Annotated in this window: 26 protein-coding genes; 12 read left to right on the top strand and 14 right to left on the bottom strand. The window is 48.9% G+C overall.

Going from position 1 to position 22,634, the window contains the following annotated elements; all coding sequences use genetic code 11:
- Position 1 precedes the first annotated feature (1 nt).
- Positions 2-505 (top strand): 8-oxo-dGTP diphosphatase, encoded by a 504-nt coding sequence (locus tag AK963_RS00115; protein WP_066012995.1) that lies wholly within the window; start codon positions 2-4, stop codon positions 503-505.
- Between the two features lie 143 nt (positions 506-648).
- Entirely contained in the window at positions 649-1,113 is a 465-nt protein-coding gene (locus tag AK963_RS00110) for an Hsp20 family protein (protein ID WP_066012993.1), read from the top strand.
- A gap of 3 nt (positions 1,114-1,116) precedes the next feature.
- Here AK963_RS00110 and AK963_RS00105 read toward each other — a convergent pair whose 3' ends face one another.
- Positions 1,117-1,932 carry a TatD family hydrolase gene (locus AK963_RS00105; RefSeq protein ID WP_066012990.1) on the bottom strand — a complete coding sequence of 272 codons (816 nt, stop codon included), beginning with the start codon at positions 1,930-1,932 and terminating at the stop codon, positions 1,117-1,119.
- Between the two features lie 114 nt (positions 1,933-2,046).
- Here AK963_RS00105 and AK963_RS00100 point away from each other — a divergent pair, with 114 nt between their 5' ends.
- Both AK963_RS00100 and AK963_RS00095 read left to right on the top strand, forming a co-directional pair.
- Positions 2,047-2,544 (top strand): hypothetical protein, encoded by a 498-nt coding sequence (locus AK963_RS00100; RefSeq protein WP_139117173.1) that lies wholly within the window; start codon positions 2,047-2,049, stop codon positions 2,542-2,544.
- Positions 2,545-2,883: 339 nt separating this feature from the next.
- Positions 2,884-3,348: a copper chaperone PCu(A)C gene (locus tag AK963_RS00095; protein WP_238593600.1), complete on the top strand. Its 465-nt coding sequence runs from the start codon at positions 2,884-2,886 to the stop codon at positions 3,346-3,348.
- Positions 3,349-3,443: 95 nt separating this feature from the next.
- Here the strand turns inward: AK963_RS00095 and AK963_RS00090 are convergent, their stop codons facing one another.
- The gene (locus AK963_RS00090; protein ID WP_066012983.1) at positions 3,444-3,836 is read right to left on the bottom strand and encodes a DUF2750 domain-containing protein; all 393 of its coding nucleotides are present in this window, start codon (positions 3,834-3,836) and stop codon (positions 3,444-3,446) included.
- A gap of 123 nt (positions 3,837-3,959) precedes the next feature.
- Between AK963_RS00090 and AK963_RS00085 the strand changes: the two genes are divergently transcribed.
- Positions 3,960-4,424, top strand: a complete 465-nt coding sequence (locus AK963_RS00085) for a methyltransferase family protein (protein WP_066012981.1) — start codon at positions 3,960-3,962, stop codon at positions 4,422-4,424.
- A 95-nt stretch (positions 4,425-4,519) separates the two neighbouring features.
- The gene (locus AK963_RS00080; RefSeq protein ID WP_066012980.1) at positions 4,520-5,107 is read left to right on the top strand and encodes a hypothetical protein; all 588 of its coding nucleotides are present in this window, start codon (positions 4,520-4,522) and stop codon (positions 5,105-5,107) included.
- 134 nt (positions 5,108-5,241) lie between these two features.
- Here the strand turns inward: AK963_RS00080 and AK963_RS00075 are convergent, their stop codons facing one another.
- The 6 genes from AK963_RS00075 to trhO form a co-directional block, all read right to left on the bottom strand.
- Positions 5,242-5,781: a nuclear transport factor 2 family protein gene (locus AK963_RS00075; protein WP_066012979.1), complete on the bottom strand. Its 540-nt coding sequence runs from the start codon at positions 5,779-5,781 to the stop codon at positions 5,242-5,244.
- Between the two features lie 504 nt (positions 5,782-6,285).
- The gene (locus tag AK963_RS00070) at positions 6,286-8,232 is read right to left on the bottom strand and encodes a hypothetical protein (protein ID WP_066012978.1); all 1,947 of its coding nucleotides are present in this window, start codon (positions 8,230-8,232) and stop codon (positions 6,286-6,288) included.
- A 101-nt stretch (positions 8,233-8,333) separates the two neighbouring features.
- Positions 8,334-8,741: a DUF4345 family protein gene (locus AK963_RS00065; protein WP_066012976.1), complete on the bottom strand. Its 408-nt coding sequence runs from the start codon at positions 8,739-8,741 to the stop codon at positions 8,334-8,336.
- A 204-nt stretch (positions 8,742-8,945) separates the two neighbouring features.
- Positions 8,946-9,530 carry a TetR/AcrR family transcriptional regulator gene (locus AK963_RS00060; protein WP_066012974.1) on the bottom strand — a complete coding sequence of 195 codons (585 nt, stop codon included), beginning with the start codon at positions 9,528-9,530 and terminating at the stop codon, positions 8,946-8,948.
- A 264-nt stretch (positions 9,531-9,794) separates the two neighbouring features.
- On the bottom strand, positions 9,795-9,989 hold the full coding sequence (locus AK963_RS00055; protein ID WP_066012973.1) for a DUF4250 domain-containing protein: 195 nt from the start codon (positions 9,987-9,989) through the stop codon (positions 9,795-9,797).
- Between the two features lie 106 nt (positions 9,990-10,095).
- Positions 10,096-11,124, bottom strand: coding sequence for an oxygen-dependent tRNA uridine(34) hydroxylase TrhO (gene trhO / locus AK963_RS00050; protein WP_066012971.1), 1,029 nt, complete (start codon positions 11,122-11,124; stop codon positions 10,096-10,098).
- Positions 11,125-11,266: 142 nt separating this feature from the next.
- On the opposite strand from trhO, the gene nfsA reads away from it, so the two are divergent.
- A complete protein-coding gene (nfsA, locus tag AK963_RS00045; RefSeq protein ID WP_066013145.1) occupies positions 11,267-12,004 on the top strand; it encodes an oxygen-insensitive NADPH nitroreductase in 738 nt (245 codons plus the stop codon).
- Positions 12,005-12,103: 99 nt separating this feature from the next.
- Here the strand turns inward: nfsA and AK963_RS33050 are convergent, their stop codons facing one another.
- Positions 12,104-12,259, bottom strand: coding sequence for a hypothetical protein (locus AK963_RS33050; RefSeq protein WP_175404396.1), 156 nt, complete (start codon positions 12,257-12,259; stop codon positions 12,104-12,106).
- Between the two features lie 184 nt (positions 12,260-12,443).
- On the opposite strand from AK963_RS33050, the gene AK963_RS00040 reads away from it, so the two are divergent.
- Both AK963_RS00040 and AK963_RS00035 read left to right on the top strand, forming a co-directional pair.
- On the top strand, positions 12,444-13,649 hold the full coding sequence (locus AK963_RS00040) for an MFS transporter (RefSeq protein ID WP_066012969.1): 1,206 nt from the start codon (positions 12,444-12,446) through the stop codon (positions 13,647-13,649).
- 125 nt (positions 13,650-13,774) lie between these two features.
- Complete coding sequence (locus tag AK963_RS00035) at positions 13,775-15,115, top strand: amidohydrolase (protein WP_066012965.1); 1,341 nt, start codon at positions 13,775-13,777, stop codon at positions 15,113-15,115.
- A gap of 72 nt (positions 15,116-15,187) precedes the next feature.
- Here the strand turns inward: AK963_RS00035 and AK963_RS36520 are convergent, their stop codons facing one another.
- A complete protein-coding gene (locus AK963_RS36520; RefSeq protein ID WP_274520477.1) occupies positions 15,188-15,316 on the bottom strand; it encodes a hypothetical protein in 129 nt (42 codons plus the stop codon).
- 142 nt (positions 15,317-15,458) lie between these two features.
- Between AK963_RS36520 and AK963_RS33045 the strand changes: the two genes are divergently transcribed.
- The 3 genes from AK963_RS33045 to AK963_RS00025 all read left to right on the top strand — a co-directional run bounded on the left by AK963_RS33045 (position 15,459) and on the right by AK963_RS00025 (position 18,184).
- Positions 15,459-15,596 carry a hypothetical protein gene (locus AK963_RS33045; protein ID WP_175404395.1) on the top strand — a complete coding sequence of 46 codons (138 nt, stop codon included), beginning with the start codon at positions 15,459-15,461 and terminating at the stop codon, positions 15,594-15,596.
- Between the two features lie 24 nt (positions 15,597-15,620).
- Complete coding sequence (locus AK963_RS00030; RefSeq protein ID WP_066012963.1) at positions 15,621-16,985, top strand: nucleobase:cation symporter-2 family protein; 1,365 nt, start codon at positions 15,621-15,623, stop codon at positions 16,983-16,985.
- A gap of 305 nt (positions 16,986-17,290) precedes the next feature.
- Positions 17,291-18,184, top strand: coding sequence for a LysR family transcriptional regulator (locus AK963_RS00025; protein WP_066012962.1), 894 nt, complete (start codon positions 17,291-17,293; stop codon positions 18,182-18,184).
- Between the two features lie 79 nt (positions 18,185-18,263).
- On the opposite strand, the gene AK963_RS00020 is transcribed toward AK963_RS00025, so the two are convergent.
- The 4 genes from AK963_RS00020 to AK963_RS00005 all read right to left on the bottom strand — a co-directional run bounded on the left by AK963_RS00020 (position 18,264) and on the right by AK963_RS00005 (position 22,191).
- Positions 18,264-18,971, bottom strand: coding sequence for a phosphorylase family protein (locus AK963_RS00020; protein ID WP_066012961.1), 708 nt, complete (start codon positions 18,969-18,971; stop codon positions 18,264-18,266).
- Complete coding sequence (locus AK963_RS00015; RefSeq protein WP_066012959.1) at positions 18,971-19,372, bottom strand: SMI1/KNR4 family protein; 402 nt, start codon at positions 19,370-19,372, stop codon at positions 18,971-18,973. The genes AK963_RS00020 and AK963_RS00015 overlap by 1 nt, the downstream gene beginning before the upstream one ends.
- 112 nt (positions 19,373-19,484) lie before the next feature.
- Entirely contained in the window at positions 19,485-20,825 is a 1,341-nt protein-coding gene (locus tag AK963_RS00010) for a DEAD/DEAH box helicase (RefSeq protein WP_066012957.1), read from the bottom strand.
- 7 nt (positions 20,826-20,832) lie between these two features.
- Positions 20,833-22,191 (bottom strand): DEAD/DEAH box helicase, encoded by a 1,359-nt coding sequence (locus tag AK963_RS00005; protein WP_066012956.1) that lies wholly within the window; start codon positions 22,189-22,191, stop codon positions 20,833-20,835.
- Positions 22,192-22,634: the final 443 nt, after the last annotated feature.

The following is a 22,634-nucleotide window of genomic DNA, read 5'->3' as shown; positions in this document are numbered from 1 at the left end:
CATGCAAACATTGCAGGATATTGACTGGGACTCCTGGCAGGCCAAAGACCCCGCTACGCTGACGTTTGTTATCAAGGATGAGCAAATTCTGCTGATTCGGAAAAAACGTGGATTAGGGGCTGGAAAAATCAATGGGCCAGGAGGGCGGCTTGAGTCTGGTGAAACCCTGCTGGAGTGTGCGATCCGTGAAGTGCAGGAAGAGCTGTGCATCACTCCGGTTAATCCTGAGTTCTGTGGGGAGAGCCTTTTCCAGTTCACTGATGGTTACTCCATTCATGTGCATACCTATGTGGCAAGAGATTTCACCGGCTCACCGGAAGAGACGGATGAAGCCATACCGTTGTGGTTCTCCCTGGATCAGATCCCCTATGACGAGATGTGGGCAGACGACATTATCTGGATACCTGAGATGTTGAAGGGGAACACGTTCAAAGGACGCTATCTGTTCGATGGTGACCGGATGCTGGACCACCATCTGGACGTTGTTTTAAAAAAGATGGGTTAAAAAAAATCTGTCTGCAGGGTTGGAATCGGAATAAACGTACACATATTAGAGTTAACAGTGGCTCAAAGCAGCACTGTGAACCACGGCTTGTTCATTATGAAAAGCCGACTTAATCAACATATTGCTCTATTGAGGATATGACTATGCGTACTTTCGATTTTGATTTCACTCCCCTGTACCGCTCTGCTATCGGCTTTGACCGGATGGCTCACCTTCTGGAGTCCATGAACGCCGGGCACTCTCAGACTCCCAAAAATAATGGTTATCCTCCTTACAACATCGAACTGCTGGATGAGAACGAATACCGTATCACCATGGCGGTTGCCGGCTTTGCGGAAGATGAGCTGGAAATAGAAAGCCGTGAGGGCGTACTGATTGTTCAGGGTAAGAAAAAGCCAGACGATGCAGAGCGCAAATACCTGTATCAGGGCATTGCCGAGCGTAACTTTGAGCGCCGTTTCCAGCTGGCCGACTACGTTCGTGTAACCGGTGCGACCATGGACAATGGTCTCCTGCATATCGATCTTGAACGTGAAATTCCAGAGGCGATGAAGCCAAGGAAAATCAATATCGGCCAGAACAAGTTACTGGAAGCCGAAGGCGCTTAAACGTCATATTCTGAATAGCGTACGACAGTTGTGAGAGGTGGCTTCTGCCACCTCCATTAAAGAGATTCCTCTCAGCTCTGCCAGGCACTCAGCAACCTGCTTCACTCTTCCTGGCTCATTTCTTTCTCCCTGATAGCCATTCAATGGCATATCCGGTGCATCGGTCTCAAGAACAATACTGTCGATTGGCAGGGTAGCTGCCAGATGTCTTGTTTTGCTGGCTCTTGGGTAGGTTATGCCACCACCAAATCCCAGTTTAAATCCCAACTTCAGGTATTCTTTAGCCTGTTGTTCACTGCCTGAAAAGGCGTGAATAATTCCGGTGCTCTCGGGTTTGAATTTTCGCAGTACTTTCAGTATCTCATCATGGCTTTTCCGGCTATGAATAATCAGCGGCATCTGGTGTAGACAGGCCAGTTTTACATGACCAGTAAACAAAGTGAGTTGTTTGTTCTTTGCCTGTGGGGTGATGTTACGGTCAAAAAAATCCAGCCCCGTTTCTCCTATGGCAACAACTCTTGAGGGACGTTGTTTTAGCAGCTTATCCAATACGTCAAGTTGCTCGAGACTGTGCTCAGCAATAAACCAGGGGTGAAGCCCAAGGGCCGTTACGACGCTTACAGAGCTCTCTTTAGAAATCACTTCTAATTCTTTGATGAGAGAGAGCCATTCTTGGTGTTTTGTCGCGGGAATACAAAGGTGACTGACGCTTTCCTTTTTTGCCTGACTCAATACCTTTGCACGATCAGTATCAAAATCCGAAAAATTAAGATGGCAATGGCTATCAAAAAGTGAGAGTTGATCGTTCCCTTGTGCCACGGTCTGTGCTTCCTCAAAAAGTGATTTCAGGAGAACGTTCTTCTGTTCTCTATAAGTAAAAAGCCTATAATGCGTACCTGCAAGTTAATTTTGATTCTAATAATGATGAAAAACGTGTCAAAGCACTTATCCCAGTTTCTCCTCTCGATAGCACTATTGCTTGGCTTACTGCTGGTATTTTATTTATCACGTTCGCTGAACAAGAGTGAAACGTCTGTCGATAAGCAGGCATTTCAAACCGTCAGTTACTGCAACACGTTCAAAGGGTGTCAGACCAGAGTAGGGGATGGTTCGATAACACTTAGCATTTTGCCAGCGTCAATGCCGACGGGGCAGCCACTGGATATAAAGGCAGAAGTTTCCGGGCTTGCTGCTGAAAAGGTCAGCATGGAATTTGTCGGGCGTGATATGCCCATGGGATTAATGCCCTTCAACTTAGAGAAACAATCTGGACACGCTTCAGGCACTGACCTGTATACTGGTACCGGCAGTATCACTTTTTGTACAACTGACAGCAAAATGGTCTGGGTCGCAAGGTTGAAAATTGAAACCAGAGAAGCGGTTCATACCATTCTTTTTGAGTTGGATAATGTAGGGGGCGTTCTCAATTAGCCATGTGACCAGTCACCCATGTTTTTTGCCAGGCAATACCCTCAGGGCATAAAGGCGCGAACTACGTAGTGTGGTTATTCCACATAAAGTAGTGATGGCACAAACCATGGGCGGCCCTTCGGGTTGGTCACACACTCATTCATGCTGTGTGATCAACTGTACTCATGGCTAATTGAGAACGCCCCCTATAAGCAAGCTCACAGTAGATTGCTATTCTCCCATAATACTTCTAATGACGAGTGGAGTTGAGTAATGGAAGGTGGAACGATTTTGTATTCCAGAGTAGTCAGGGTTATGCGAACAGCCGTCAAGAGTATGATGGCTCTGATGGTGCTAATAATGGCGCACACTGCTGCGGCTGCACAGAATGGACACAGTCATTCGCATTCCCACGCTCACTCAAAAGAGCATTCTAAACAAGAGTTGCAGTTACTGAATGCCAGTGCCCGTGCTACTAAGCCCGGGATGTCCTCATCGGCTGCTTATATGACTATCCAGAATGGTACTCATGAGGCTGTTCAGATTCGGTCGTTAAGCAGCCCTGTTGCCAAGAAAACAGAGCTTCATACCACAGAAATGAACAATGGCATGATGAAAATGCGCCGTGTGGATAACATTACCATCAAGCCGGGTGATCAGTTGGAGCTAAAGCCGGGTGGCTATCATGTGATGTTGATGGGACTTAAGAAGCCTATAGCGACCAACAGTAAAGTCCCGGTGACGATCACCTTCAGTAATGGTGATAAGAAGACTGTCGTTGCTCATGCAATGGATGAAATCAAAGGCCAGCATATGGCGCATTGAGTATGATGAATAAGAGGGGGATATTCCTTGGCGTTCACTTCAAAGGCACAGGAACCAATGTGTCTCTTGTGCCTTTGAAGTTAATAAGAGCAAGATTATCCCTGCTCTAACTCTCCAAGAATGGCTTCCTGCAATTCAGAAGGTGTTACAACAAGCCCCTCTTCTTCATCCACTGGGAATACTGCCAGCATGGTGTTATCACGCTCCAGGCCTGGAGTCCAGCGCTCCAGCCATACTTCCAGATTAATGGCCTTTGGCTGGCAGTCAGACCAGTCATCCACGGCCCAGGCTTTGGCGAAATCCGGATGGGGCCAGACAGGCAGACACTCTTCACCATCGCTGGATGACAGCTCTACCCAACCTTCCGGGCTGTGCAGGCTCCAGATCTCTTCCCAGTCCGCCACCTTTTTCAGAAAGTAGTCATAACGCTCATGGTCAGCCAGTTTCTGAATGGATTCAAACTGTTTGTCGTTGAGTTTGTAAGTCATCAGTCATCAACGCTAGTGCAGTAAATAGTGGGGGGAGTGTATTACCTGCGTAGGATTGAAAGCAAATGGTGCGGTAGAATGGTGTTCTAAATTCTGGATAAAAAATAAGACAAGGAAAATCCCGTGAAAAGCCTTGAACTGAAAATCCCCCCATTACTATTGGTTTTACTGTTTGGGGCTGCCATGTGGCTTGCCAGAAAGTATATTCCTCTGGGCTTTGACCTGAGCCGTGAGATTCGGTTGGGGCTCTTCATATTGTTTTCCTTACTGGCGTTTGGCATAGCACTGGCTGGAGTGATTAGTTTCAGAAAACAGAAAACGACGGTTAACCCAGTCAATCCTGAGGCTGCATCATCCCTGGTAACCAGAGGTATCTATCAGTTTACGAGAAACCCCATGTACCTTGGGTTTGCTATTTTTCTTATTGGTTGGGGGCTTTGGCTGACCAATATCGTGGCACTGGCATTGATTCCATGCTTCATCCTTTACATGACACGCTTTCAAATAATACCGGAAGAAAAAGTGCTGGAAACTCTATTTGGAGATGGATTTGTAAACTACGAACGGTCAGTGAGGCGTTGGCTGTAGTAGACTGGCTTTAATGATACCAAAACGGTTATAGTCCATCCCCCCTGTTCTGTATGCCTGTTTTGTGATCTATGAAGTTGTATGGTGCACCGCTGATGGCTTTTCTGTTGGCGGGTTTGGTTCTGGCAGCCAGAGAATTTTGCCCATTCTGGCCCACCATGGCCTTCATGGAAGAGATTCTACTTTTTCTTGCCGGCCTGATTGCCGGTATTCGTTTGCCGGATCTGGACTTATTGACACCGGGACTCTCTCATCGTTCAGCAATAACGCACTCCTGTTTTCCTGCACTGATTGTCTGGGCTTTCGGTCTTTCACCCATTGCCGCGGGTCTGGCCCTGGGGATTGCCTTTCACCTGTCATCGGATCTTCAACCCAAATCCTGGACGGGTGGTGCACTGATCAAGTTTCCGGTTCTGGGTAGCATTGGTATGCTGTCACCGATCTGGCTGATTGCCAATGTGATTGGCTGTCTGGCAATTTTTATGGAGGTGGTTTCCGGCGAGCCTGTGGACGCCCGACAGGTAATACTGGCAATCTGCTTAATGGGGGCTGGCTGGTATTTTCTCCAGGAGGAAAAGCGCCCACTGTTGCCATTGATGACCCTGGGGTTTGCTATTTTACTGGTGCATGCGGTTAGAGGTGGAACGTTATCCGTGAAACTGGTCTGGCAGTATTTTGCATAGTTGGCGTTACCAACCGGTTTTATGGCCTTTGGTAACGCCCCTTGGCAGAGCCATTCTGAAAATCAAAAATAAAGGATAGCAATACCCTTGAAGGTATCTCAGAGAGGCGTTTTATTCCTCTTCAGATATTTTAATCAACACTTTTTCAGGTAGCTGTAGCTTTCATCTGACCGGTCTCGTTTTCCACGATATTTATCATCGTATTTTTCGCTCCAGATGGCTGTGGAGTTTTGATTCTGATTCCAGTCAAAAACTGTTGAGCGGTGTTTTATACGCCATTCACCATTTCTCCGTTCAAATTTGAAGTGATGACGTCCTCCAAGAATGCCTTCTTTATCGATGCCGTTCTCATCATGCAGATGATAGGCCCAGACATAACATTCAGCGGTGGCATTGTCTCCTTCCAGTTCAATCAGGGGATTACTGACCCGGTGCTGTGTTGCCTTTAACTGTCTGAACCCTTCCATAGCAGGCTCGACAAATTTCCACGCATTGTCGTTATAGAAAAACAGCTCTGGAAAGATGGGGTCTTGGTGTTCTTCAATAGCGTCTTCCCAGTAGGTTGATTTCATCAGTTCACCATCAACGCGATCCAGTGCACGGGCAAACTTATACATGATCTCAGTGATTTCCTGTTTATCAAGGAGCTCTTGCAGCTTAGGGTGGATATCCATGTGACTGTCCTTTCTAAAAGATAAAGGTATCGGCGAGAGGGGCTATAGTGCAGGTGGAGATGAAATGGAAAGCTGAGTTACTTATGGGGACTTTTCTTGGCAGATATAGCCAAATCAGCTCTCAAAGCCCTGGTTAGACTTTCAGAAGCACCTGGTCGACTCATATCCATCTCATTGCATAGCTGATCCAGTGAGTTGCAGTTAAGCTGTCGCTTTTCGTCGACATACCCAGAAGAGTAAAGGGGTTGAGATGTTCAGGGTGTTCGAGTTCAACGGCGACTCTCCGTTCAAACCAACCTTTAGAACATAGCTTAGCCAGAGGGTATTCACCATTTTACGAGAGACTGGTTGAATACCCAAAGGGGGGGGAGAGGCTATTGATCCAGATTCCTTTTCAAGTCGTTCGACGTGGTGTGATTGCATGCGCAAAGAGCCGTCTATAGCTCGTAGCATGCTGTGCTGATCTCTGCTTTGTGGAACAAACATACCGCACATTTTGCGCCTTTATGGCCTAATCAGCCCAGGTTTGAATTCATAGAATTCAAGACCTGCCTGCTCGGATAAATTACACCAGGTTGATGTGGCAAAATATATTCTATTGCCGAGTTCTTCGGCATTCCGTATACCGTTTACACAGGGGTTGCCAAAGCCATTATTCGTGAGCGTGTGTGGGATACCATCATTATCAAAATAGATCAGGTCTCCACCGGCAATAAACTCGTGGAGCCTGCCATTTCGTGTCATTTCTTCTCTTGCCCAGCTAAACAGGCTGGATGTCGGGCTGGTATCCCGGAAATGCTCCCAGAATGGAACGGGAACAGAAAAACCAGGATAGAGCAGCATACGACTGGAGTCGGCTTCTCCCAACAGGTCGTGGACACCACTGAAGGCATCAAAAAAGCCCCAGAAAAGGCGGCCATCTTTGCTGAGTGATGTCCAGGAGTAGATATTGCCGGGATTTCCCATTCCGGCTTTGCCAAAGAGGGGAGGAACCCCCATATTGTTGGGTACGCTTTGCCACTTACCGTGTTCATTGGCGATTTGAAAATGCTCGTAACCGTAGAGCAGCTCAGGCTCTGTTTCTCCTGAGGCCATTTCATCCAGTTGCTGGAGGGGGATTCGAAAGATGGAGGTGGCACGCCACTGGTTTTGTAAGAAGGTCTGTTCTTGACTCCGGGTTTCTGTGAGCTGATTGTAGAGTTTACTGTCCGCTATTTCGAAGTGGCTGTGCCCTGCCTGAGTCCCCTGGTGATAGGTGCCAAAATACAATGTGTCATGATGGATGTTGACGGTTCCCCACTTTGCCCCCCATCGACCTTTCTCATCAGGGTCATAGCGATCCATACTGAAAATGATTTGAAACTGCATTGGGTTCTCTGAGGTCCAACCACCCACCGGTATTTTGTCCGATAACAACATAACGGACTCCTGTCGATCATTGTCCCTTACGCCTGACTCCGGATCATACAACAACGGGTGTGCAGCAGATGACATAATCAGGCGTTCTGTCCCATCGACATGGGTAAACTGAATGAAGTCGCCAATCATGCCAAAACGGTGGTTGAGCGCTGGGGCGGAAACCACATCCCAGCCAGCCCCTTCGCCATTGAGCGTTTCACGATAGTTTCCTCCCTTGAAGGGATCTTCAGGCGTACCAACCCAGCGCAGCATCACGGTAGACCCATTACCATTCTGGGTCATGCCGGTTTCAGCACCCAGAATGGTGTAAAAGCCGACATTCCCATCCGCGTCTTTAAGAACCTTGAAACGTCGTGTTGTATCTCCCTTGATATCCCGATAGCCAAGGAATGAACGTTCCCGGGCATTGAATACCAGCAGCCTGATCCAACCCTCTCCACCTTTATGCAGGTGATGGCCGGCAAAAAATACCAGGTCTTTGTAGGTTCCAGCGGCGCGGAGTCCCATGATGGAAAAGAAGGACATTTCATCGTGAGGCTCCAGAGCCTCTTTGAATAACGCACCTCCGGCGGTTAATGTTTGCTCATTCACCAATTCACGCGTACCGCGTTCAAAGTTGTAGATGTAGATCTGTGATTGACTGGACAGCACGCTCTGCGGTGAGCAACCGGTGTATGTGCTCTGGTAGGTACTGAGATAAAAAGGGTAATCCAGGTTTTGTACCGGCCAGACACACCAGCCCTGAGAAATGGTGCCAACCCAGACTTCCCGGTCATCATACGTTGTGGTTGCCCATGGATAGGATGCATTTCGTTTTGCCTGAAAACCCTCAGGCATCTGGCTTTTCCAATCTACACTGGCATCTTGAATATTATTACCACTGGTTACACTGTCGAAGGCTTCATCAATAGGTGATCTGGCAGAGAGTTGAAACGGACCATCAACAGCATTCGGAATGCTGGCCTCTGTTCCAGAAGGACTGACCAATAAGCAAAGTGTCAGATAGGTGAGCAAAACCGTATTTAATTTCATGCTGTGTGACTTTTATTATTGTAAAAATGGCATTATCGATACTGGTTGAAACAGGAAAACCTGTTTCTTTGATCAAGCTGTTTTCAACTGGATGCCTGGTATCACCCGCTTGCTTTGTTGCTGGTGGTTTGACCAGAGAGTAAGTAAAGCCATATCAGTCCTGAGATTCCCGCAAATAATTCATAACCCAGTACTCCCAGGGTATAAGTGGTAAAACTGTCGTCTATAAACAGGCCGTAGGTTCGACTGAGCGCAAGGCAGGAGCCAATAACTCCCAGGGCATAGACGAACGACCTAAAGAAGCGTGGGTTAACAAGTGCATGAAGGGCCATCAGTCCCATGGCCAGCTGAAAGCCACCGTACATGGCCCTCATATCCGTTTCCCCGCTGGGGTGCAGGCTTTTAACGCCAATAATGTCAGTGATCAGAAAGGGGGCCAGTGTGCAGGCTAATCCCCACGGTGTCCAAACAGCGATATTGAAAATCAGATAGAGTGTTTTTTTATTCATAGTATTGTCCGTGTTTTTTTTAGTGTTGTTTAGGTTCTGTTGACATGATGCTCCTTTCTCAGCTTAAGCCCGTAGGATGGCTCGTGAAGCCGCCTTCCAGCTTCGTTGAGCTGGTTTGATGTAGAACCACTACACCTTCACCAGCTCGCCTAGTGGAATACGGCTTTACGAACCACTGAGCTTGGAACCTCATGTCAACAGAACCTAGGTTCTGTTGACTATTACAGGCACCAGAATGGTTTCCAGGAATTGCCTCAGGGCTTTTTCATCATTGATAAACTGCGCTGGAAACGTCATAAGAGAGAGTGTTATCCGGCAAATCAACTCAGTGGCCATTTCAAGGGTTACACCGGGGCGGATGTTGTTTTTCTCTTGCTCACGCTGAAAAAATGGCTCGAGTATCTTTATCGTCATCGGTCGGAACATGTCCGGTGTCAGCCTGAGTTTGCTGTTGACATCGGACTGTTGGTTCTCAAAAAGGAGTTGAAAGACCGGACGACTAGATCTGCCACGCATAAAGAAAAGAATACTGTCTACCAGTGTGCTGGCCAGGTTGTTGTGGTAACGCATAGCCTGCTCACATTCCGTTAGGCGTTCACCGGCATCTCGAATGAGTACCTGGTGTAACAGGTCGTCACCGTTTTTTATATATCGATAGAGAGTCGTCCGACTGACATTACCCTTTCTGGCAACATCATCCAGTGTCGTTCGGTTAACCCCCTTTGCAAGATAGCAGGCCATGGCACTATCCAGTATATGGTGAAAGGTTTGCTGTGCCTTTGGACTCATTGTTGGCTGGAACTCTAACTATCAGGTTATGAAGACATTGTATTCGCTATTTATTGTTTCTATATCATCCAAAAATATTACAGATCATCTTTTTTTGTAATATTTTTGGAAGATTGAATAGGGGAGTCGCAATATTGGTAAAGAGGAAAGAGGAAAGAGGAAAGAGGAAAGAGGAAAGAGGAAAGAGGAAAGAGGAAAGAGGAAAGAGGAAAGAGGAAAGAGGAAAGAGCTTATTGGCAAACAACAAGCTCTATAGAGCATCTGTTAGTCTTGAACAAACTGATTATTGACCGGCTGATAATGAAAACGGATTTTATGAAGCTGGTTCTCGATTTCCTGTTTGCTCATGTCCATCTCATCGGCCAGCTGATCCAGTGAGTTACACGTAAGCCTTAGCTTTTCGTTGACAATACCCAACAGGATAAAAGGGTTGAGATGCTCGGGGTGTTCGAGTTCCATGGTGACTCTCCGTTCAAGTCAGCTGTTGATAAAAAATACCACCCTCTTCATTGCCTAATGTGGGGTGGTATTTTTAGTTCGTGGCTGTCCTTAAAACATAGCTTAGCTAGTCAGTTTTGCCTGCCTGGGTTCTCAGCTGCTGTTGCCGGCGCTCGTCTTCCTTTACCTGGCGACGGTGCACAACAGTCTCGGCAACCTCTGCACCCATATGGGCGTCACCTCGAGATCTGGCCAACTGCATCTGCTTTTCACGCTCCATAAACCGCGCTTTCTGCTTTTCGGTCAGCTTGTCAAAACAGTGTGGGCAGCTGACACCCTGCTGAAACTTTTCACTTTGTTTGTCTGCTTCAGTAATGGGTAAGCGACAGGCGTTGCACTGGTCGTAGGAGCCTGGCTCAAGGTCATGGTTAACCGTTACCCGGTCATCAAAGACAAAGCATTCGCCTTCCCAGAGTGACTCCGCCTTCGGTACTTCTTCCAGGTATTTCAGGATGCCGCCTTTCAGGTGGTAAACCTCTTCAAAGCCTTTTTCCTTGAGCAGGGCAGTGGACTTCTCGCAGCGTATGCCGCCAGTGCAGAACATGGCCACTTTTTTATGAGTCCCGGGATTCATGTTGGTGTCAACGTATTCCGGAAACTGCCGGAAAGAGTCTGTTTTTGGGTTGATGGCGTGCTTGAAGGTCCCGACCTGTATTTCGTAATCGTTCCGGGTATCCACAACAATGACATCCGGATTACTGATCAGGTTATTCCAGTCTTTGGGATCGACATAGGTCCCCACGACTTGCTTAGGATCGATGCCTTCTACTCCCATGGTGACAATCTCATTCTTGAGTTTGACCTTGGTTCTTTTGAAAGGCATGGATGCACTCAGGGATTCTTTGAACTCAATGGGGTTCAGATGTGTATCCTGATTAAGCCAGGCCAGCAGTGCATCAATGCCTTCCCGGGTACTGGCTACGGTACCGTTAATGCCTTCCTGAGCCAGCAGCAGCGTTCCTCTGACATGGTTTGCTTCCATGGTTCTGAGCAGGGGTTCCCGCAGGCTGGTGAAATTCTTCAGGGTAACGAATTTATAGAGGGCACAGACCACAATGGGGGCGCCTGTTTGAGCGTCTTTTGGAGAGTGAGTCATTGTCTTTATTGTCCTTTAATCAGCGATCCGGAGCGTAAATCCAGAGCCAGGCTAGGAAGTCTAGCAGAGGCTTAAAGCCTTGAAAAATCCAGCCACTGCTATGATATTGCAGAATAATAATGACCGGATGAAGAATAACACCATGACTCAACCCGTACTTGAACTGCTCCGATCACACCGCTCTATTCGCAAATTTACTGAGCAGCCGGTTGAAGAGAGTTTGTTAAGAGACTTAATTACCGCAGGGCAGAGCGCTGCCACATCCAGTAATCTGCAAGGGGTGAGCGTTATTCGGGTTCGAAACTCTGAAACCCGCAGAGCAATGGCAGAGCTGGCGGGTGGGCAGGCCTATGTGCAGGAAGCTGCCGAGTTTCTGGTGTTTTGTGCCGACCTGAAGCGTGCTGACTGGTGCTGTGAACAGTCGGGCAAAATCATGGCAGACGGTATGACCGAGCATTTCATCATTGCGACGGTTGACGTTGCGCTGTTTGCCCAGAACGTTGTAGTTGCCGCTGAGTCAGAAGGGCTGGGCATCTGCTACATTGGTGGCCTGCGCAATGACCCGCAACAGGTCAGCGATTTGCTGGCCTTGCCGGAAAATGTCTATCCCGTTTTTGGGCTCTGTCTGGGCTACCCTGATCAGGATCCGGAGCGTAAGCCCAGATTGCCGCTGGATGCTGTGCTGATGGAAGAGCATTACCAGCCAGTGAATAAGGCACTATTGGCTCAGTACGATGACACCATGAGAGCCTATTACCAGCAGCGAACTGGAGGTAAGTTGGATCGGGTCTGGTCTCAGGATATATCGTCTTTATTGGAGGAAAAATCCCGGCCTCATATGAGGGAGTTCCTGAAGAAAAAAGGGTTTAAGATGAATTGACCTCCAATGGTCAATCCAGATAGGTATATGCTACATCTCCGGGTGAGCCAATTCGCAATGGTTTACCCATACCGGTAGCGATAGACTGCGCGATCTTTTTTAATCGCTGCCGGCCATATCATCATGTTCTCTCAATCCATCCGGGCTCAGCTCTGTCGTATGACATTGCTGCTGGCCGTAACCCTGCTTGTGGTTCATAACACGCCCGGTCTGATTGATCTGCTGGCTGGTCAGGCTGCTTCTTCTGGTTGTCATCAGCACTCAGATACCCTGTCCAGTTATTAAAACCGCTGCCCGCCACCCGCTGCCCGCTACCCGTAAAAGCTCACGTCTGGTCTTTTTCGGGAGACGGGCAGCGGGCGACGAAGACAGATGATTAACAGGCAGGGCGTTTCCTCCCCCCGGAAACGCGGCTTTAACACTTTATATTGAGACCTTTATGAGTATTTTCCGGTTTCCCCTGCTGGTATGGCTGGGTATAGGGATTCTGATTATCTGCCTTGGCATACGTCAGTCGTTTGGTATTTTCATGCTGCCGGTTTCAGAGCATTTTGGCACTGGACGGGAATTTTTCAGTTTTGCCATTGCATTGCAAAACCTGATGTTCGGCTTGTTTCAGCCCTTTGTTGGTATGGCGGCGGATCGCTTTGGTGCTAAAAGGGTGGTTTTCCTGGGTGCGATTGCCTACGCGCTTGGACTTTATCTGACGTCTATTGCAACGGCTCCGGGCATTCTGTACCTCTCCCTGGGGACACTGGTTGGCCTTGGGCTGAGTGCCACCAGTTATGTGATTGTGCTGGGAGCCGTTGCCAAGGTGGTTCCGGCAGAACACTCTGCCAAGGCATTTGGTTTGACGACGGCAGCGGGTTCGTTCGGTATGTTTGCCATGATACCGGGTGCCCAGTACCTGCTGAGTGAATTTGGCTGGCAGCAGGCGCTGGCGGTGTTTGCAGCACTCTGCTCAATCATGGCGGCTTTTGCCCTGTTTATGAATACGGCCAGAGGACAGCAGACGTCGACTCAGTCAGCACAGTCTGAGCAAACTCTGAAGCAGGCACTGAAAGAAGCGTTTGCCCACAGAGGCTACTGGCTGATACATGCCGGCTTCTTTGTCTGTGGTTTCCATGTGATGTTTATTGCGACACATCTGCCCAGCTACCTGGCTGATAAACACCTGCCGGCTTCCAGTGCCGCCATGGCGCTGGCTTATGTTGGCATCTTCAATATTTTTGGCTCTTACTTCTGGGGTGTGATGGGTGATCGTTTCAGTAAACGACATGTGATGTCAGCACTTTATCTGATGCGTACGCTGGTGATTGGCGCCTTTGTTGTTCTGCCGGTAACGGTGGATACCGCCGCTATATTTGGTGCAGCGATTGGCTTCTGCTGGTTGGGCACGGTGCCACTGACCTCCGGGCTGGTTCGACAGATCTTTGGTTCCCGTTATATGTCGACATTGTATGGGCTGGTGTTCTTTACCCATCAGGTGGGCAGCTTCCTGGGCGCCTGGGCTGGTGGAAGAATTTACGACTTTACCGGCTCCTATGAACCGATCTGGTGGTCTACTGTGGCACTTGCCTTTCTGGCAGCACTGATTCATTTGCCGATAGATGACAGGCCTGTGGTTCGGTTGGCAACCGCATAATAACTCATGTCTGTGAACCTATCGGCCCAGCCGATAGGTTCTATCAAATCTTCACAAAAAATATCGTCAATAATCCCTTCCGACTTTCCTATAAAGCTGAATAACAACGGGTATCGGGGGATTCTATGTTAACTGAGCCAATGCAGGCAGACATCGCCATCACACAGGCTTATGTCCTGCCCATGAATGGACAGCAGCCGATCCAGAATGGAACGGTATTAATAAAAGGTCAGAAAATTTCCGCCATTGGCGCTTCCGAGACACTGGGCAACTGGCAGGCCAAACGGGTTATTGATGTGGCCGGTAACGTGGTGATGCCCGGGTTTGTGAACTGTCATACCCACATCGCCTCTAATATCCTGCTCCGCGGCTTGAATGAAGATGCCAAGCTGTTTGAATGGCTTCAGTTTATGTGGAAGATGAAAAAGAATTTTGATCCGGAAATTCTTTACTGGGCGAGCCTGGCGGGACTGATTGAGATGACCCGTTCCGGGATGACCTGTTTTAATGAACACTTTGATGCCTATATTGTTGAGCCTCAGATTGAGGCCCTCAAGACACTGCCACTGAGAGCAACCCTTGGCTATGGATTTGCCGACAGGGGACTGTACAGTGACATCACGGAAAGCTCCTGGAAGATACTGGATACTTTTGCCGAAAAGGTTGAGTTGCATCACCGCTCCCAGGATGGACGGCTGGAGCTGGCGCTATCCCCGCATGCCACCTACTCCTGCACCGAGAAGATGTGGCGTCTGAACCGGAAAGTGGCTGATGAGTTGAATGTCCCGATTCATACTCATCTGGCTGAAGGGGTTCAGGAACTGAAGTTTGTCGGAGAAAACTACGGTACAACGCCTACCCAGTGGCTTACATCGCTTGGCGTTCTGGGCCCTGATGTGACCCTGGCGCACTGCACAAAACTCAATGCCGAGGATATACGGCTGCTGGCTGATACTGGTGCTCATGTTGCTCACTGCCCGATCAGCAATGCCAAACTCTGTTCAGGAAATATGCCCATCAGGGAGATGCTGGAAGCCGGTGTCCAGATTGGCCTGGCGACCGATGGTCCTGCCAGTCATAACACACTGGATATGTTCCAGGAAATGAAGTTCGCGGCCATTATTCATAAAAATAACAACACCAACCCAGAGCTACTGCCATTGCAGCAGATGCTGGAAATGGCGACCTGTCAGTCTGCCATTGCCATGAATCGAAATGAGACCGGCTATCTGGCCGAAGGTCAGGCGGCAGATATGATTGTGGTGGATATTCATCGCCCACATACCACCCCTGTCTACAACCCGGAAGCTGCCCTTGTCTATTCCAGCCGTGCAGATGACGTCGTGCACACCATCGTTGATGGCCAGATCCTGATGGAAAATAAACAGATTGCCGGGATCAATGAGCAGAAGGTAATGACTGAACTGAGAAAGCGTGCACTGGCACTGAAAGCCCGGAGCCTTTAGGAGGCCGTCCGAGAATAGCGCCCCTAGGGGGTGTTACCAACTGGCCATTCAACCAGTTGGTCATACAAGCACTCAGGCAAGGCGAACGGCGCAGGACATGGTGGTTCCCTGTTCAAGGCGTTCAACACGGCATGAGTGCTTGTATGACCAACCCGAAGGGCCACCCATTATTTGCACCATACAGCGTTGCTCACTGCTCATGTGGAGCAACCACACTACGCAGCTCGCGCCTTGTCTGGCACAAATAATGGGTGGCTGGTTGTATGTCCAGTTGGTAACACCCCCTAGCGAGGATGGCAGAAAAAGGATTTTTTAGACCAATGTGCTGCCACCGCACGACTGCATGGATGCAGGAGCTAGAGCAACGCAGGAGCAGTTGCCGGTAGGGCCGTCTATTCTTGGTCAGCCTCCCAGGTCTGAAGTGATGATTGCATCCACTGGGGAAGTGTCTGGCTATTGCATCTCCAGTGGTGACGTATAAATACGCTCATAAGAGAGAACAAGCATGTTTAGACAGAGAGTGAGTAAGCAAGAGGCAGTACACCCTGTAGAACAAATGCTCCCCCCTGGCCCTTCGACGGCACTGGCTATCCAGCATCTGCTGGCTGCATATGCCAGTCTGGTGGTAACCCCCATGGTCATTGCCGGTGCGCTGGGCTGGTCCTCCAGTGAGCTGGTCTTTATGATCAGTGCCTGTCTTGTAACCAGTGGTATCTGCACCATTATTCAATGCCTTGGTATTGGTGTTGCCAGAAACCATATTGGCATCCGTCTCCCGGTTGTTCAGGGTACCACGGTCGTCGCTATTCCTGCCTTGATCATGATCGGTTCCAGTTATGGGTTTAATGCCATGTTCGGGGCAACCATTGCTGCTGGCGCCTTTACCTTTCTGATTGCGGGATACTGGAGCCAGTTGTTGCGTTTCTTTCCACCCGTGGTGACCGGCACACTGATCACGGTGCTTGGGGTATCCCTGTTGCCCATTGCCGCCATGTGGATGGGAGGGGGAAAAGGTCCCGGTGCTCAGGAGGTTGCCATGGACGATTTTGTGCTGGCAGCCTTCAGCATGATACTGGTTGCCACCATCATGATGTGGGGAAAAGGCGCGTTGCCACGTGTTGCCATTCTGATCGGTTTGATTGCCGGCTCGATTCTGGCGTTTCTGATGGGAAAAATCAGCTTTGACGGCGTCGCCAGCGCAGAATGGTTTGGTATTGTGACCCCGTTTGCCCTTGGGTTACCGGAATTCAAGCTGGCCGCCATTATCAGTATGTTACTGGCAATGCTGGTGACCATGATTGAATCCACCGGGGGATACATTGCCATTGGAGAAGTCTGCGAAAAACAGGTGGAACCTGAAAATATTGCAGCAGGCCTCAGGGCAGAAGGCCTTGGCACGATGCTTGGCGGGATTATGTGCTCCTTCCCCTACACGACCTATTCACAAAATACCGGGGTCTTGAGGGTTTCTGGTGTGCGCAGTCGCTGGGTGGTGGCATTATGCGGTGTTTTCCTGATTGTGCTGGGTATCTTTCCCAAGCTTTCTGCCCTGGCGGCCTGTGTCCCTCTGCCGGTTCTGGGAGGTGCATCCATGGTATTATTTGGCAGCATTGCCTGTACCGGTCTGAAAATCCTCGGTCAGGTGGATATGGACAATAAAAGCAACCTTCTGATTGTTTCTATCAGTCTGGGTTTGGCCATGCTTTCTATTACCAACCCGATTTTCTTTAACTTCCTGCCTGGCAGCTTACAAATGTTGCTGAACAACCCAATCACTCTGGCAGGTGTTTCGGCCTTGCTGCTGAACTACCTCTTTAATATGTTCCGACAGTCAGCGAATCACGGTGCGCCGTTAGTGGCTGATCTCTAAACTGGGATATATTCTGGCTCAATCGCTGTCCCTTTTCCTCATGCGCTGTGCGTGGGTAAAAGGGGCATTGCAGTAACTGACATACGTCAGAGTAATGGTATTGATAACCCACTATTCTTGCCAGCCAGACCTTTAAAACCAATGTGCTGATATACCCGTCGCCTTTCAAGTTGCTACTTTGTTGGCTACGTTCGCTCACCCCGATCACTTACTGTTTGTAAGCTCACGGGGCTTTGCTTACTTGTCGCCGCGTAGCAACTTGAAATCCTTTGGGTATAGTCACTCCTACCGGCTGGGGAAAAGAAATGGCATTGACGCTGGATCAGCTGTTAATCATAAAAACAGCGGCAGAGTGTGGCTCCTTTTCAGCAGCGGCCAGAAGGTTGGGAAAGGCACAGTCAACTGTATCGTCGACGATCTGCAATATTGAACGGGAGGCGGGGGTTGTTCTTTTTGAGCGGGGTAGTAAGTTTCTGGCTCTGACATCGGTTGGTCAGGACTTATTGAAGCACATCAACAATATCATCAGTCAGGCTAATAACCTTGAAGGCAAGTTAAATGCCTGTGCGGCAGAGATTGAAGATAACCTGTCCATTATTATTGATCCTGCAATCCCTTACACACTCGTTGCACCGACGGTTCGGGCATTCTGTGAGCAGTTTCCTTACGTAAACCTTCACATCGAAAGCATGAACCTGAATGATGCTCTGGCCAGTCTCCATTGTGGAAGAGTAAAGCTGGCTCTGCTGATTACGCTTCCGAATTATCCCACCGATATTGGTTTTTGTCGGCTGGGGACATTACAAATAGCGGAAGTTGCCCATATTCATCACCCACTGAGTCAACTGTCGTCAATCTCTTTTGCAGACTTAAGTAATTATCGTCAGCTGGTGTTCAGTCCCCACGGCGATAATCTGGTTACCTCAGAATACCTTCGCTCTTCCCAGCGCATTTATATTGATAACTACACTACGTTGATCCAAATGACACTGGCGGGGTTCGGCTGGTCCATCCTGCCCAGGCCGATTGTGAATGACTATGTTGCCAGAGGGCAGATGGTAGAATTGCCATTGGAGTCTTACCCATATACAAAATGGGAAGTTGGTGTTGATTTGCTATGGAACGTAAAAGCTCGGCCTGGACCTGCTGCTGAGTGGTTGAAAGAAATTTTTTCTACCCAATTTTTTCACACAAAGTGAAGAGAGTATTCAGTTAAGTTTCATTTTATGGGGAAGATTTGATGCAGATGCTACTGCATCAAATCAGTTCTCCCCAGTGCTAATCGATATTGGTTAATACCCTGATTAAGGTGTCGCTCAACTTATGGCTGGCCTTGCTCAGGTTGTTAAGGAATTGTTCAACATTATCCAGTTCAATATCAATATGATCTGTCACGGATTTAATGGGCAGGAAATCGATGCCGTAAAGGTGGGCGGTTGAAGCAACGGCGGCACACTCCATCTCTTTGGCCATACCCCGGTTTTGAATAATCCACTGCTTGTCTACATCGGGCATATCGAGAGAGTTGCCAGTCGTTACCACGCCAAGTTTATGCTCAATACTTTGGAAGTATTTGGGGCGGTAAGCGGTTGGATAAGAGCCCATGGCAAATCGGTCAAAGCCCTCCAGTGGCACCCGGTGGTCATGATACACCACGGGCTGGTCGGAAGTGATGATATCAGCGATGTCAGCATCGGCTGAAAAAGCACCACAGGTTCCCGCGTTAATGATCAGGTCCGGAGCAAACTCAAGAATAGCGGATTGAGTATTCAGAGCAGCAAACTCGGTGCCTATCCTGTCGACACCATGCTCAACGGATTTGCCGTTCAGAGAGATAACGATGTCCTTACCTTCAAACTCACCTTGAAAGCGAGGGAAGTGGCTTCTCAACTGAGGGCTGGCGGGAATTTCTTTCAGGCCGAGTTTGTCAATGACTGGTCTGGCCTCCGCTTCCATGGCCATAATGATCAGAATTCGTTTAGACATTAGCTCTCCAGCCAGATATCCCGGGCCCATAACCAGATGGATGGCCAGCTGTCGTCGGTGACTTCTCCGTCGGCCCAGCGAACCACTTCCCCCTCTTCAGAAATGCCATAGTATTCACCATCGCATTCACAGATGGGAATCAGTTCTCTTGGCAGCCCCTCAGCCCAGGCATTGGCCGCGACTTCAGGCAGATAGGTGTGCGACTGTGGATCTGTTACCGTGACTGGCTCAATGGAACCATAAATGACATCACTGACCTGAAGCAGAAACTCCCTGAGTTCATAGGGAAGGGAGATCAGGATCTGTTCTTCCACTTCAACCAGCTGGTCTTCATCCGGTAATTCCAGTGGGACTGAGACATCAAGCGCGCGTTCCCGCAGTTCTTCAATAACATCTTCCATCGTATGCGACCTTTTTCACCCGCTTTCTACTGTGGAAATACCCGGCCAGCAGAGGCAGGGTATTTCCAACTTATTGCTTTTTCATCTGGCTGACATCAGTCAGCGGTTCTAATCAGGACTTTCGTTTTTTCCCGGAGGAGACAGAAGGCCTTTTCTTTCCTTTAGGCATAGTACCTGAAGGTTTTCTGGCTCTTCCATTCCCCGATTTATTGCCTGAATGATGTTTTATAGCAGGCTTTCCAGCTTTCAGGTCAGGTTTTGTCCGTTTATTTCGGCTTTTACTAACAGGTTCATTGACTTCAGCTGGACGAACCTCTCCATCCTCAAAGTAGGGCAGAGGCTCAATGTCCAGTGGTTTTTTGATCAGTTGCTGGATGGCGGACAATAACTTTTTCTCTTCAGGGTTAACCAGAGAGATAGCTCTGCCTTTCTGTCCGGCACGACCGGTTCGGCCAATGCGGTGAACGTAATCTTGCGGAACTTTAGGAAGATCATAATTGATGACCAGTGGCAGCTGTTCGATGTCCAGCCCTCTGGCGGCAACATCGGTTGCTACCAGAACATCAAAATAGTTATCTTTAAAGTCTTCCAGTGTGCGAATACGCAGGTACTGACTTTTATCGCTGTGAATGGCCTGAGCGTTGATACCATCTTCTTCCAGCAGCTCGGCAACCTTGTTGGCGGCTTTTTTGGTGCGGACAAACACCAGCACTTTCTTCCAACGACCACCGTGGATGAGATAGCTGAGAATCTCCGGTTTGTCCTGCTGGTCTACCGGGTAGAAAGACTGGGTCACTGTTTTTGCCGCCGAGTTTGGGTTCTCCAGTTCAATCTTTACCGGGTGACGCATGAATTCATGGGCCAGCTGTTTGATGTCCTTGGAAAAGGTGGCGGAGAACAGCAGGTTCTGACGTTTTACCGGCGCGTTTTGCAGAATGCGTTCAATATCGTCACGGAAACCCAGATCCAGCATGCGATCGGCTTCATCCAGTACCAGGATTCTCAAACTGTCCAGATGAACATGCTTGCGGTTGATCATGTCCACCAAGCGACCAGGGGTCGCTACCAGAACATCAACGCCCTCATTCAGAACCTGCAACTGCTCTTCAATCTCGACACCGCCATAAACGGCAGCTGTCTTAATGACCGTATGGGTACCATAGGTCTGAAAGCTGTTGTAAACCTGAATTGCCAGTTCACGGGTAGGGACCAGCACCAGTGCGCGGATGGCTTTGCTGGCTCTCATCTGTGCCAGTCGGTGAAGGATTGGCAAGGTAAAACTGGCGGTTTTACCGGTACCTGTCTGGGCCGATGCCATCAGGTCACGGCCGGTCAGCGCCATGGGGATCGCTTTGGCCTGAATCGGCGTAGGGGTCTGGTAGCCAGCTTCATTTACCGCTTGAGTCAATGACTCATCCAGCCCAAGAGCGGAAAAAGGGGTATTGTTGCTCATGTGTGTATTACTTCCTGCGCTTGGGTGGTTCAAAACCGGAATCAGTTGAGGTAGTGGTTGTTGATGCAGCGGGTTTAGGATCGGCCGCCGGTATACGGCGTTTTCCCACATTCTTCTTCACACGCTGGCGTTGTTTATCCGCCGGGTCTTTTTTGCCAGCGCCTTTCTTGCCGGCAGGCTTTTTCTTGCCAGCGGCCTTGCCAGAGCTTTTCAGCTTTTTGGGGCCTTTATAGCTACCTATCAGCTCTTTGATAGCACGCTTTTCAAAGCGCAGCCGGAGATAGCGTTCAATGCTGGACATCCGGTTCCACTCATCGGGACCAATCAGGGAAATGGCCAGACCCTGCTCCCCGGCACGACCTGTTCGGCCAATCCGGTGTACATAGTCATCACCATTGCGGGCCATTTCCAGGTTAATGACCAGCTCGATACCTTTGATATCCAGGCCGCGGGAGGCGACATCTGTAGCAATCAGGATATTGATTTTTCCCTCTTTCAGCAGGTTCATGACGTGCTTGCGTTCACGCTGATCCATATCACCGTGGAGAATCCCTGCTTTTAAGCCTTTTACCCGGATTTTGCCAATAAACTCATCGGCTCTGGCTTTGGTGTTTGTGAAAATCAGGGCTTTTTCATAAGTTTCATTCTTAAGCAGCCAGATCAACAGTTTCTCTTTGTGCGCCGTGTCATCGGCGAGAATCATCTGCTGCTGGATATTGGCATGTTTTTCCCGGGCTGAATTGAGCTTCAGACGGGTTGGGTCGTTCAGAACCTGAGATGCCATGTCACCAAGGCCTTTTGATTCCAGGGTTGCTGAAAACAAAAAGGTCCGGCGCTCTGTATTGCACTCTTCAACGATCGTGAGTACATCGGGGCCAAAGCCCATATCCAGCATGCGGTCGGCTTCATCCAGAATCAGGTATTCCAGGTCGCTGAAATCATGATTGCCATTTTTCATATGCTCTATCAGGCGTCCGGGTGTGGCAATAATGATTTCCGGGTTTTTCCGCAGCGTGTTCACCTGATGGCGGTAGTCTTCACCCCCAACAATCAACCCGGCTTTGATGAACGTGTAACGAGCCAGCGCTTCACACTCTTTCAATACCTGAAGTCCCAGCTCCCGGGTAGGAACGAGCACCAGCCCACGGGTACTGGTTTTGGGCGAAGGGGTTGTGTGCATATGGTTGAGCATGGGTAGCAGAAACGCTGCTGTCTTACCACTGCCGGTTTCTGCGCTGACCATCAGGTCATTGCCGGTCATGGCCAGAGGCAGGGTTTGTTCCTGAACCGGGGTGGCCTGTTCAAACCTGAGTTCAGAGAGTGCTTTTTGCACCCGTTCATGGAGAGCCAGCTCAGAAAATAGCAATGGGGAGTTCCTCGACCATAGGGGAAATACGGTTTTCTAGAAGGGGATAAATGGTGATGCATTTTATGACTGATGGCGTGAAAAGCCAATAGGTATAACAATGAAAGCCAGTGTAGTTGGTATCACGAAGAATAGAGACGATCAGCTCAGGCTCAGAGTTTTGGTAAATGAACTATTCGAATAATCAAATGTCTTAACTAACGTTTTTAATTATTAATAGTTTTGAAGCATTAAGTTCTGATGCTTCGAAACTGTCAAAAACGAGGTTTATAATAATGTTGTCTCCACATACTGATCTTTGTCGACTTCCGGCTGAGGGAATGTAATTTAAATTGTGTAAACGCTTGTCGTTAATACTCCAAAATGGAGAATAACAATGAGCGTTGAAATCAACGAAAAACTGGTAGATCAAATAGCCAGTCAGATTAAAACTCAGGATGATC

The sequence above is a fragment of the Endozoicomonas atrinae genome (assembly GCF_001647025.1).
Taxonomy (GTDB): Bacteria; Pseudomonadota; Gammaproteobacteria; order Pseudomonadales; family Endozoicomonadaceae; genus Endozoicomonas; species Endozoicomonas atrinae.
This window is presented reverse-complemented; position numbering and strand designations above follow the sequence as displayed.